We start from the raw sequence: 12442 nt of genomic DNA on the forward strand, positions 1-12442 counted from the left end.
CGGACGCCCGGCCGACGAGCCCGGCGCAGCACCCGCTAGGAGTGCCCCGTGGCTCAGCAGCGCTTCATGCGGCGCGGCATCACCAAGATCCTCTGGTTGAAGGACGTCGCCGCCGAGACCAAGATCCCCGTCCGTGAGGAGATCTCCGCTCCGAACGCGACCGACCTGACCGAGGCGATCAGCGATGTCGACGGCTGGTCGCTGACGAACGAGGCGATCGAGACGCCGGACATGGCGTCCACCTTCTCGTCCTCGATCCCGGGGAACGACAAGGCCGACAACTCCTCGATCACCTTCTACGAGGACCAGCTCAGCGACACCATCGAGACCCTGCTGCCCAAGGGCGCGAGTGGCTTCGTCGTCTTCCTGCGCAAGGGCGACGTCCCCGGGTCGAAGTCGATGGACACCTTCCCGGTCCAGGTAGCTTCGCGCGCCGCGCAGTACAACGCGGGCAACGAGGCGGCGAAGTTCCAGGCGATCTTCTCAATCACCTCCCCGCCTGCGCTGGACGCCGCCGTTCCGGCCGCCTCGATGGGTACCGCCTGATGGCCGCCAAGGGCAAGGGCGCGGTGTCGTGGGAGCAGAAGATGGAGCGGCTGCGCCGCCGCTCGCTTCCAGAGCGCGTTCTTCGGATCTGCGACGACGCAGCACGGCGCACAGAGTATGACGAGGCCAAGCGGGCCGCCGACCGGGCCCGGCTGCTGGCCGAGAGCGACGCGGACAACGGCGTGTTCGCCGAGCGGGCCCGCCTCGCCGCCGAGCGCTGCGAATCGGCACGCGAGGCGCTCGACAGGGCGTCGGTCTGCCTCACCTTCCGCGCGCTGCCGCGCCCGGTCCTCGAGGAGCTCATCCACGCGCATCCGCCGACCGACGAACAGGCCGCCGACGGTGCCGCGTTCAACCCCGACACCTTCCCGGCCGCGCTGATCGCCGCCTCCAGCACGGACGGCATGAGCGAGGCCGAGGCCCGCGAGCTCCTTGACTCCTGGTCGGCGCCGGACGCGAACGCCCTGTGGGAGGCGGCCTGGGAGGTGCAGCAGGAGGGCCGGGCCGACAAGGCCGCCGACCTGGGAAAAGGCTGACGGCCGACCCGCGGCTGCGGGCCGAGCTCGAGCTGTGTGAGCGGTACGGCATCCCGCACTCGCGGCTCCTCGGCGGGGACGGCCGTTGGAGCGACCTGGACCGGACCAAGGCTCTGGCCTGGCAGCAGTGGCAGCGCACGCTGTGCCCGGACTGCCGTACACGGGCGGAGGAGTGGGACCCGGCCAAGGGCGGCCACCAGCACGCGTACGTCACCGACACCGTGCGCTGCCCGGGCTGCGAGCTGATCGCCCAGGAGCGCGACCAGGTACCCGAGGGCCGCCCCGGCTACGGCATCAAGATCACACTGCTGCCCCGGCTGGCGTACGAGGCGCTGCACTGCGACGGCGCCGAGGCGGGGTGAGCCAGCCGGATGGCGACGTACAACCTCACCGTACAGCTGACAGCGCAGGCCAACAGCCTGATCTCCGGCCTACGTTCGGCCGCCGACGCCGCCCGCGACCTGGGCCGTCGCACCCGCGACCTCGACCGCCGCCTCGCCGCCCTCGACACGTCCAGCCGACGTACCGCCCGGCAGGTCGACCTCCTCGGCGCGCGTGCCCAGGCCACCGCCTCCCGCCTCGGCACCCTCGGCGCCCGGGGTGGCCAGACGGGCGACCGCCTGCGCCGCGCGGGCAGCGACGCCGGCGCTCTGGAGCGCTCCCTCAAGGGCGCGGGCCGACAGGCGGGCGCGCTCAGCCGCCTCCTCGCCGGAGGGGCGCTCTTCCTCGGCACAGGCCAGCTCGTCGAGGAGGGCAACCGCTACCAGCGGCAGATGAACACCTTCCAAGCGGTGACCGGCGCCACCGCCGGGCAGATGCAGCGCGCCGCCTGGATGGCCAACCAACTCGGCAACGACCTCACCCTGCCGACCACCACTGCGGCCGATGCCGCCGAGGCGATGGTCGAGCTGGCGAAGGCGGGCTTCCGTACCGACCAGGCCATCTCCGCAACCCGCGCCTCGCTCCAGCTCGCCTCCGCCGCCGGGGTCAACGCCGCCGACTCGGCCCGCTACCTCGGCGACATCATGGACCAGTTCGGTCTCGGCGCCGACCAGGCCGCCCGCGCCTCCGACATTCTGGCTGCCACCGCGAACAACGCCTCCGGCGGCATCATCGACATCTACTACGCCATGCGGTATGCCGGTCCGGTCGCCGCCGGCCTCGGCGTGAGCATGGAGGACGCCGCCTCCGCCGTCGGCATGCTCGGCAAGGCCGGCATCCTCGGCCAGACCGCTGGCACCGCGCTGCGCGGCATGATGGCCAACCTCGCCGCGCCCACGAAGGACATGCGCAGGGGTTTGAAGGCCCTCGGCATCGAGGCGTGGGACACGCAGGGCCGGTTCAAGGGACTGCGGTACGTCATCGAGGAGCTGAGCCGCGCCCAGCACGAGATGTCGCAGCAGGACTTCACCGCCGCGGTGAAGAGGGCGATGGGCAAGCCCGCCATGTCCGGCGCCATCGCGCTCGCCCACCAGGGCACCGAGTCCTTCGACGCGCTCAACCTCGCCGTACGCGAGACGGGCGCGGCCGCGCAGATCACCGCCGCCCGCGGCCAGGGCCTGGCGGGCGCGATGACGCTGCTGCGGAAGCAGACGCGGCAGACCGGCCTCGCGCTGTACGACGCGATGGCACCGGGCCTGGAGTACGTGACCCGGCTCATGACGCAGGGCCTGTCATCCGCGACGCCGTACCTCGTCACCGCCATCGAGTACGGGCGCGACCTGGCGACCCTCTACGGCCCCGAGCTCAAGCAGCGGGCCCGCCAGGGCCTCGGTGGCCTGATCGACGAGGCGGAGCAGCTCCTCGGCCCGCTGAAGGAGATCGGTGAGGACGCTCTCGCGTCCGGGCTGAACCTGCTGATCAATGCGGGCCGCGCGCTCGGGGACGTACTGGACAACCTCGCCCGGGGCGCGGAGCCCATCGCGGACGCCCTCGGGTCGCTCGCGGACGACTCCGGGGGCGCGGCGAACGCCCTGGACATCCTCGTCACCGCCGCGAACCTCGCCTTGTCCGCCGTGGCCGGCCTGTCGGCCGTACTGGTGCCGGTGGGGCAGGTCGTCGGAACTCTGGTGCGCGCGTTCGCCGCGCTGCCCGGGCCGGTGCAGAGCGCGATCGCGGCGATGTTCCTGGCCAGGCGGGTCGCGCCCATGCTGGGCACGCTCGCCTCGACCGTGGGCGGGCGGCTCACCAGCTCGTGGCAGAGCTTCAACGGGCAGATGCGGCTCCAGCAGAGCCTCGCCGCCATGAGCGGCGCGAGTATCGGCAGGCTCGGCGCGGCCTTCGGGGTCCTCCAGGCCCGCATCCCGATCGTCGGCCAGATGGGCGCCGCTTTTCGCAGCGCCCAGGGCCCGGCAGCCGGGTTCACCGGCACGCTCACCGGCATGGCCCGCGCGGCCGGTGTCGGGCTGCGGGGTGCGATGTCCGGGCTGGTCGGGTTCATGGGCGGGCCATGGGGCGTGGCGCTGGTCGGCGTCACCCTCGGGCTCGGGCTCCTCGCCTCGCACCAGGAGAAGGCCGCCCGCGCGGCCGCCGAGCACGAGCAGCGGGTGAGCACGCTGACCGACGCGTTGCGTGAGTCCGGCGGCGTCATCGACGACAACGTACGCCGGGCCGCAGCCCAGACGCTGCTGGACACCAAGGTCCGCGAAGGCAAGGACAAGCTCATCGACGTCATGGAACGTGCCGGCGTCTCCATGAGCCGGCTCACCGACGTCTACCTCGGCCAAGGTCAATCGCTGGAAAGCCTCCAAGCGGAGCTGAACGCGACGGCCGAGACGAACGTCAAGTGGCTCGCGACACAGGGCGGCGCCGCCAAGGCGTACACCGACACCGGGCTCAAGGCCGCGCAGGCCGCTGACGCGCTCGCCGAGGTCAAGGGCGAGATGGCGGAGAGCATCAAGAACGCCAAGCGCCTCGCCGACGCCAGCAGCGACACAAAGGGCGGTGTGAGCGCGTACGACCGGCTCAAGACCTCCGTCGGCGCGCTCGCCGACAAGACAGCGGACGCCGACACCCGCACCCGCGCGCTCAAGGACGCCCTCGATCTGCTCTCCGGCGGCAGCATCTCCCTCCAGGCCGCCGAGGCGCGCGTCAACAGCGCCATCCTCAACGTGAACGAGGCCCTGGACGACGGAATCGACAAGGCCGACGGCTTCGGCAAGGCCGACGGCTTCGGCAAGGCCCTGCTGAACAACAACGGCACGCTGAACACCACGACCCGCAACGGCCAGCAGCTCTACCAGTCCCTCACGTCCCTGAGCGACGCCGCCGCCGAAGCCACCGTCTCGGCGTACGCCCTCGCCCAGCAGAACGGCGCGTCGCTGCCCGAGTCGCTGGCCGCCGCCCGCGAGCAGATGGACAAGGCGCGCACGGCCGCGGTCAAGGCCGCCCAGGGATACGGGCTGACGCGTGAGCAGGCGGAAGCGGTCGCGGACAGCCTCGGCCTGCTGCCGTCGAAGGTGTCGCTGCTGTTGGAGACCGAGGGCATGGACTCCACGCTCGCGGATCTCCTGGCCGTGCAGGCCGAGTTCGACCGGCTGCCGAAGGCGACCACGATCCGCGTGGACTCGCTCAGCGAGGACGCCCAGAAGAAGCTGAAGGACCTCGGCTTCACCGTGAAGACCGTCCCCGGCACCCGGGAAATCAAGATCACGGCTCCCACGAAGGGCGCCCGCGGCACCCTGAAGGCGCTCATCGACCAGCTCGGTACGGTCCCCGGCAGCAAGAACGTCAAGGTCAGCGCCGCCACACAGGAGGCTCTCGCATCCCTGCAGGCGATGCGGGACAAGCTGCGCACCACGCCCAACGCGAAGACGGTCACGATCAGCGCGCCCACCGCCGCCGCACGTCAGGAGCTGGAGGACCTCGGCTTCAAGATCCGCACCCTGCCGGACGGCAAGGCCGAAGTCATGGTGCCGACGCAGCCGCCCCTCACCTCGGTCGGCACGATTCAGGGTGCGATCAACAGCATCTACGGACGGAACGTCGGCGTCGGCGTTTTCCTCAAGGCCACCTCGTGGGACCAGGACGCCAACGGCATCCCCGACTCCATCCAGGCCCGCGCCGACGGCGCCGTCGTCGACTACTTCGCGAACGGAGGGGTGCGCCGCGAGAACCACGTCGCGCAGATCGCCCCGGCCGGCTCCTGGCGGGTGTGGGCCGAGCCGGAGACCCAGGGCGAGGCGTACGTACCGCTCGCCGCGAGCAAGCGCCCCCGCAGCAAGGCGATCGTCGAGGAGGTCGTCCGGCGCTTCGGCGGCGACGTCACCTGGTACGCGGCCGGCGGCCTGTCCGGCTGGTCCTACGCCCCCTCCGGCGGCGGGAGCGAGCTCGTGTCGGTGTCGTCGATCCGGTCGGACTCCATGCGCACCGTGAAGCGGAAGGGCAAGGAGGTCGAGGTCTTCGACCTGTCGAGGTTCGAGAAGAACCTCGACAAGGCGGTGCGACGGACCGAGCGGTGGCGCAAGGACCTGCGCACCGTCGCCCGGCGCGCTGGCCAGGACGTGGCCGACGCGCTCGACGCCATGGGCGAGGACGGCATCGAGCTGACCCACAAGATGGCCACCGGCTCGTCGAAGTACCTCAAGGAGATGGCCTCCGACCTCCAGCGGCTGGGCCTGGTCGCGAAGGCGACCCTCGGCGACTTCACCGCCCAGCTCCGCCAGGCCGTGAAGGACCAGAGCGCCTTCGAGCAGAACCTGGCCAAGCTCGCCGCCCTCGGCTACGGCGACCTCGCCGTGCGACTCGCCGAACAAGGCGACGAGGCAGCGGAGAAGCTGGCCGCCGAGGCCGTGAAGAACCCGAAGAGGGCGCGGCAGGCCAACGACGTGGCGAGGGCGGCCGCCAGGACCCTCGCGGCCGAGGGCCTCACCGACCTGCTGACCATCATCAGCGCGATCAGGACGAGCACCACCGGCATCCACAAGGTCGCCGACAGGACCGGCCTGGAGGAGGACCGGATCATCGAGGTCGCCAACCGCGCCCAGTCCCGCATCAGGTCCGCCCTCGGCGCCCGCGCGACCAGGTTCCTCTCCGACCTCGCGAAGGCCAACAAGGGCCTGGCGTACGCGAACGGCGGCATCTGGGAGCCCGGCGTCTACTCCTCGCCCACCGCACTGATCAAGTTCGCGGAGGCGAGCACGGGCGGCGAGGCGTTCATCCCGCTCGCGCCGGCCAAGCGCGCGGCGGCCACGGCCGTACTCACCGACGTCGCCCAGCGCTTCGGGCTCCAGCTCGCCCCGGCCGAACCAACCTCCGTGCCCGTAAGCACAGTCGACGCCCGCCCGCCCGGAACCGTCCAGGTCGTCGTCGTACGCGAGCGGCAGCCGCTGATCGGCACCATGCCGGTCAGCGTCACCTCGGCGCAGGCCACTCCACAGCAGATCGGCGCCGAGGTCATGCGCCGCCTCCGCAACGCCCAGAGAGGAGGCCGACTGTGATGCCCGAACTCGCCGAGTGGCAGATCGAGGTCGCCGGTGTCGTCCTCGGTCCTGGAACCGACATCCCAATCGGAGATGTCGAGGGGCTGGGCGTCCCCGAACTTCGTACACAGGATGTGGACAACCCTGCCGGGGATGGCGCCTTCCCCGGCGTCGACCTGTACGGGCCGCGTACGGTCCGCATCGAGGCCGGCATCCGTACGCCGGGCGACCCGGCTCGCGCCCTCGACCTGCTCGCCCGCCTCCACCGCGCCGCCGACGACCCGGCGGTCCGTACGGGCCCCGGAGCGCAGACGGTAATGCGGCTGCGCTGGCCGGGCCGGACGACGCGCCGCCTGTACGGGCGGCTGCGCCGTGTGGAGGCCGCCAGCGCGTCAAGCACGCTGCACGGCTGGATCCCCCTGGACATCGAGTTCGCCGCGCTCGACCCGCGCTTCCACGCGGACGACGCCTCCGCGCTGACGCTGGCCCTGTCCGCCGATGGCCTGGGTGGGCTCCGCGCGCCGCTGGTCGCCCCACTGACGACCGGCGTGGCGATCCCCGACGAGCGGCGCGGCCGGGTCCACAACGACGGCGACCTGCCGGCCTGGCCGTCTCTGCGGATCACGGGCCCGTGCACCAACCCCCGTATCCGGCATGTGGAGTCCGGCCGGGTGATCGAGCTGTCCGTGGCGCTGAAGAGCGGTGAGCGCATCGACATCGAGACCCGGCCCGGCACCCGGTGGGTGCTGCGCGACGGCACCGGCAACCTCGCCCCCGCCCTCTCGGCGGCCTCCCGCCTCGACACCTTCACCATCCCGCCCGGCAGCAGCGAGCTGTGGTGGACCGCCCGCGACTACACCGGCGCCACGCGCCTGACCGTGACCTGGCGTGCCGCCTACGCCGCCCTGTGAAACAAGAGGATTCCCATGACGCTGATCAACCCGCCCCTGCTCACCCACGGCGGCACCCACGAGGCCAGGGCCTTCCGCATGATGGTCCGCGACCTCGCCCGCGGCTCGCAGGGCGTGACCGAGGGCGACGACCTCAAGGTCTGGCAGCTGACCACGCCCGCCGCCGGCGTGCGCGTCGCGGACGGCTCCGCCGTCGTCCGCGGAGCCGCCTGGGGCCAGGGCTCCTACACCCAGTACAACGTCGGCTACGCCGTCGTGCCTGTCGCGCCGACCGCCGCCAGCCCCCGCTCCGACCTGGTCTGCCTGCGTGTGGAGGACCCGGAGTACGAGGGCACCCGGGACCCGGAGACCGACGAGATCGGCTACTTCCACGTCGTCAGCAACGTGTCGGCCACGACCACGGGCGTGCCGTCCGGGATGACCGCGATCCCGATCGCCCGCCTGGACATCCCGGCCAACACCACGGTCATCACAGACTCGATGATCAAGGACGTGCGCCGGATGGCGAACCCGCGCCGGGAGCGGACGCTGTACACCTCCTTCCCCACCGCGCTGAGCACCCTCGGGTACTCCGACAACAAGTGGCACACCTGGCCGAGCGCGGCCCGCTGGAGCGTCCGCGTACCGTCGTGGGCCACCAACGCCAAGGTCGTCGTGACGGTGGCCGGGCTGCGGGAAAGCGCCTCCAACGTCTTCGCCCAAATGCGAGGGGTCCTCGGCACCGACCTGGGCCAGGGCACCGTCGTCGACGACAACCAGGGCAAAGGGATCCGGCGCACCAACGTGATCGTCGCGGACAACATCAGCGTCTCATCGGCGATGCGCGGCACCACCCAGCCGCTGTACCTGCAGACGTACATGTACAGGTCCGAGACCGGCGACATCCACGTCGACAGCGGCACAAGCCTGATCGCGGACGTGGAGTTCACCGAGGGTGTGGTGTGAGCCGACGTGCCCACGTACCGCTACCGCACCTGGCACGCCCTGACCGGCAAGCCGCTGGCCGCCGATCTCCCGCTCTCCGAGGTCGAGCTCGGCCTGTCCCTCAACGCGGCGGGTGACTTCTCCGGCCGGCTCTCTCCCCGTCTCGCCCACCTGCTGCTGACGCAGCTGGATCCCGGCAACACGCTGCTCACCGTCGAACGGGACGACGCGCTGCTGTGGGGCGGGCTCGTCTGGCGCGCGGAACCCGAAGGCCCCACGTACCCGATCGAGGCCGCGGGCTGGGGCAGTTACCCGCACCGCCGCCACGACGTGCACGGCAACCTGAACGGGCGCGGCCCGTACGTCAACGCCGACCCGTGCCAGGTCATCCGCGACACCTGGGCATACGCCCAGTCCCAGCCCGACGGGAACCTCGGCGTCACCGTGGACCCGGTCACCAGCCGGGCCAAGGCCGGCACCCCGGCCGAGCCGTACCGAACGGACTGGTGGGAGGCGCCGGTCCTCGGCTCCGTCATCGACGACATGACACAGATCGAGGGCGGCCCGGAGTGGACCGAAGCCACCGACTGGTCCACCGACCGGCCCGTGGGTCGGATCCGGCTCGGCTGGCCCCGCCTGGGCACCCGCCGCACCGACATCAGCTTCGCCAGCGGCGTCAACGTGGCCGCCACCGTACCCGTGACGTACGACGCCGACTCCTACGCCCAGGTCGTCATCGCCCTCGGCGCCGGCGAGGGCCGGGGCCGCCGCCGCGCCATCGACGCCATCCGCAACGGACGCCTCCGCCTGGAGCACGTCCTGGAGGTTCCCGCGGAGAAGGGCAACGACCGGCTCGCCGCCCGCGCCCGCACCGAACGCACCGCCCGCCAGATCCTCGGCGAGATCACCGAGATCGAGCTCATCGACCACCCGGCGGCCCCGGTCGGCTCCTGGCAGATCGGCGACGACGTCCGCGTCACCCTCCACGACCAGTGGACCGACTACGACGGCTGGTGCCGCGTCACCGGCTGGACCTTGCGCCCACCGCAGGGCGACGACCCCGAGCGCATCACCATCACCCTCGCCCGCGCCGACCGTTTCACCTACGGGAGCTGACTCACATGGCCAACGACCTGGCACGGCTGGCGGCCCGCATCGCCGACCTCGAGCGCCGCTTCGCCCAACAGACCCGAACCTCCCAACTCGCCTACTCCTCCATCGAGAACGGCGCGCTCGACGTGTACGACGAGAACGGCTCCCTGCGCGCCGTCATCGGCCAGCAGCCGGACGGCACCACCGCGGTCAACATCGTCAACGCCCCACCACCACCCACCCCGAGCCAGCCCACCGTCACCTCCGTTCTCGGGGGCGTATCGGCTGCCTGGGAGGGCGTCTTCAGCGACGCAGCCGCGCCGCCGCTGGACTTCGCCCGTATCGAGGTCCACGCCGCGACACTCGACAACTTCATCCCCACGCCAGCCACCCTGCGCGGCACGTTCGAGTCCCCGCTCGGCAGCACCCTGACCATCCCCACCGACCAGCCGCTGTACGTCCGCCTCCTGGCCCGCAACACCTCCGGCACCGCCTCCGCCCCGTCCGCCCAGAGCGGTCCGGTCGGCCCGGCACCGGTCGTCGCCCGGGAGATTCTCGACGGCATCGTCGACGAAACCGCACTCGCCGACAGCGCCGTTTCCCAGGCCAAGCTGCGGATCGGCGCGGTGGGCCACAACCAGCTCGCCATCGGCACCGGCAACCTCATGCCCGACCCCTCCTTCGAGGGCGCCTTCACCGAACAGCTCGTCGCCGCCTCCTCCGAGTGGCGGCTCACCGAGGGCAACGGCTCCCCCCGCGGCCTGCGGGTCGACGGCACCAGCAGTGAGCCGACATCCCGGAGCCTGCTGATCACCGAGCTGGCCGTCTCCCCAGGGGACCGGTTCTTCCTCGCCTTCGACTACCGCACCTCAGCCGACTGGGCCGGGGACTCCCTCCGCCTCTACCTGCGCTGGCAGGACAAGGCCGGCACGGTGCTCGACTACGGCATGGCGATCGCCACCCCCACCCCGGGCGCCGACTGGGCCACCGTCAGCCAGCAGGTCCAAGCCCCGGCCGGGACCGTGGCCGCCACCGTATGGCTGCAGAACTTCCAGGCCACCGTCGGCACCGCGGACTTCGACAACGCCCAGATCCGTACCGTCATCGGCGCGGGCATGGTGCTGGCCGAGTCCATCGGCGCCCTGGAACTGGCCGCGGAATCCGTGACCGGCGAGAAGATCGTGGCGAACACCATCACGGCCCGGGAGGTCATGGCGCTGTCCCTGACAGGCGACGAGATCGCCACCAACACCCTCACCGCCCGCCACATCGCCGCAGGCTCGCTCACGGCGTCTCGGCTCGCGATCGGCACCAACGGAAACCTGGTCGCCGACCCCTCGTACGAGAGCGGCATCATCGCCGCCGCCATCGAGGGGAAGCCCGAATACGCGGTCGAAGAGGGTGGCAACAACTCGGCGAAGTGCCTGCGCATCACCCCCGGCCCGAACACCTACCGGTGGCTGCAGCACGCCACCTCGCCCGTCCTACCAGGCGAGCGCTACTGGCTCGCCGCCGACTACAAGACCTCCGCCGACTTCGCCGGCGCCAAGGTGATGCTGTACGCCGGCTTCTACGACGAGGCGGGCACCCGAGTGAGCTCCGACGGCATCGCTCTCTCGACTCCCGTCACCGACGGTAGCTGGCAGCGCATATCCAAGATCGTCACCGTCCCCCCGAACATCACCAAGGTCAACGTCCGGGTCGGGATCGACGCCAACGGAAGCGAGACCACCACCGGCATCGCCTACTTCGACAACCTCGAATGCCGCGCCGTGCTCTCCACACCCGGCGGCGGGGCCCGCGCCGAACTATCCCCGCAGGGTCTGCGCCTGTACGACGAGGCCGGCGACGAAGCCGTCTCGTTGACCACCGGCACACCCAACTACCTGACACTCACGAACAACGGCACCGCTGTTGCCACCATCGACCAGGACGGCAACACCGGTGTTGGGGACCTCTCCGTCGCGGGCAGGCTCACGATCGCCGGCGACCCGATCGAGACCTACCTGTCCGGCTTCGCCCGCGGCCTGGTCGCCATCGACTACCAGGTGACCTCCGTCACCGCGGGCACCACGGACTACGGCTTCGTCGAGTTGTCCCTCGACGCCGACACCAGCCGCATGTACCGCGTCGTCCTGGACTGCTACGCCGACCCGTCCGCGTCCGGCGGCGAGCTCGTCCTCGCTCTCAAGGACGGCGGAGCGAACACTCCGTCGATCTCCTCGCCGCAGATCCAGTCCGCGATCTACCCGATGCCCACGGCCGGCTACCGGCGCATCCACCTGGAGACCATCCGCTCGGGCGCGGCCTTCGGCGCCGGACTGCGACGCCTGCTGGTCACCTTCCGCTGCCAGAACGGCCCCAGCGGCCAGACCGTGCGCCTGTTCGGCGGCACCAGCTACCCGGGCCTGATGTACATCGAGGACCTGGGCCCGCACATCCCGGAGACCGGCCAGTACAACACGGGCGGCGGAACGACGACTCCGCCGAAGAAGACCTACGCCAAGACCTACGCGGCTTCCTGGTCCGGCTCGTACGCAAACCGCGGCTCGTACAACTCGTACTACGGCAGCAAGTGCCTGCAGGGCTACTACAGCTCCACCAACGGCATGCAGGCGAGCCTGATCGGCTTCCCTTCCGCACTCGCCACCGACCTGTCCGGCGCCACCATCCAGAAGGCCGAGGTGTACCTCTACTTCGACCACTGGTACTACAACAGCGGCGGCAAGGCGATCATCAAGGCCCACAAGCACACATCCCGCCCGTCGACGTTCAGCTCCGACAGCGAGGCGAAGACGATCAGCTGGGGCAAGAACGTCGGCAAGTGGGTCGACATCACCTCGGTCTTCGACTCCACAAGCTGGCGCGGCATCGCCCTGGACCCGAACAACTCGGACCGGACGTACTACGGACGCGCCCAGGGCGTCGAGCAGACTTACCCGCCCAAGCTCCGGGTCACGTACACGAAGTAGGGGATCGGCTCGGCGTGTCGGCGGCCGTGGACATAATGCGA

Annotated in this window: 8 protein-coding genes; all 8 read left to right on the top strand. The window is 71.1% G+C overall.

Annotation, left to right across the window (positions count from 1 at the left end):
- Positions 1-48: 48 nt before the first annotated feature.
- The 8 genes from DDQ41_RS12425 to DDQ41_RS12460 are packed head-to-tail and all read left to right on the top strand — an operon-like array spanning position 49 to position 12401.
- A complete protein-coding gene (locus DDQ41_RS12425; protein ID WP_109294563.1) occupies positions 49-546 on the top strand; it encodes a phage tail tube protein in 498 nt (165 codons plus the stop codon).
- Positions 546-1082, top strand: a complete 537-nt coding sequence (locus DDQ41_RS12430; protein ID WP_109294564.1) for a hypothetical protein — start codon at positions 546-548, stop codon at positions 1080-1082. The genes DDQ41_RS12425 and DDQ41_RS12430 overlap by 1 nt, the downstream gene beginning before the upstream one ends.
- Positions 1013-1444, top strand: coding sequence for a hypothetical protein (locus DDQ41_RS12435; protein ID WP_262508441.1), 432 nt, complete (start codon positions 1013-1015; stop codon positions 1442-1444). The genes DDQ41_RS12430 and DDQ41_RS12435 overlap by 70 nt, the downstream gene beginning before the upstream one ends.
- A gap of 9 nt (positions 1445-1453) precedes the next feature.
- Positions 1454-6520 (top strand): phage tail tape measure protein, encoded by a 5067-nt coding sequence (locus DDQ41_RS12440; RefSeq protein ID WP_109294565.1) that lies wholly within the window; start codon positions 1454-1456, stop codon positions 6518-6520.
- Positions 6520-7413, top strand: a complete 894-nt coding sequence (locus DDQ41_RS12445) for a phage distal tail protein (protein WP_109294566.1) — start codon at positions 6520-6522, stop codon at positions 7411-7413. Before DDQ41_RS12440 ends, DDQ41_RS12445 begins: the two co-directional genes overlap by 1 nt.
- A 15-nt stretch (positions 7414-7428) precedes the next feature.
- A complete protein-coding gene (locus DDQ41_RS12450; RefSeq protein WP_109294567.1) occupies positions 7429-8358 on the top strand; it encodes a hypothetical protein in 930 nt (309 codons plus the stop codon).
- 6 nt (positions 8359-8364) lie between these two features.
- Positions 8365-9453 carry an MBT domain-containing protein gene (locus tag DDQ41_RS12455; protein WP_109294568.1) on the top strand — a complete coding sequence of 363 codons (1089 nt, stop codon included), beginning with the start codon at positions 8365-8367 and terminating at the stop codon, positions 9451-9453.
- 5 nt (positions 9454-9458) lie between these two features.
- The gene (locus DDQ41_RS12460; RefSeq protein ID WP_109294569.1) at positions 9459-12401 is read left to right on the top strand and encodes a hypothetical protein; all 2943 of its coding nucleotides are present in this window, start codon (positions 9459-9461) and stop codon (positions 12399-12401) included.
- Positions 12402-12442 lie beyond the last annotated feature (41 nt).

The organism is Streptomyces spongiicola, from assembly GCF_003122365.1.
In the GTDB taxonomy this organism is placed as follows: Bacteria; Actinomycetota; Actinomycetes; order Streptomycetales; family Streptomycetaceae; genus Streptomyces; species Streptomyces spongiicola.

Excerpts from the sequence above, each read along its gene's own strand:
- DDQ41_RS12445 (WP_109294566.1), top strand. The coding sequence starts at position 6,520 with ATGCCCGAACTCGCCGAGTGGCAGATCGAGGTCGCCGGTGTCGTCCTC.
- DDQ41_RS12440 (WP_109294565.1), top strand. The coding sequence starts at position 1,454 with ATGGCGACGTACAACCTCACCGTACAGCTGACAGCGCAGGCCAACAGC.
- DDQ41_RS12450 (WP_109294567.1), top strand. The coding sequence starts at position 7,429 with ATGACGCTGATCAACCCGCCCCTGCTCACCCACGGCGGCACCCACGAG.
- DDQ41_RS12430 (WP_109294564.1), top strand. The coding sequence starts at position 546 with ATGGCCGCCAAGGGCAAGGGCGCGGTGTCGTGGGAGCAGAAGATGGAG.
- DDQ41_RS12460 (WP_109294569.1), top strand. The coding sequence starts at position 9,459 with ATGGCCAACGACCTGGCACGGCTGGCGGCCCGCATCGCCGACCTCGAG.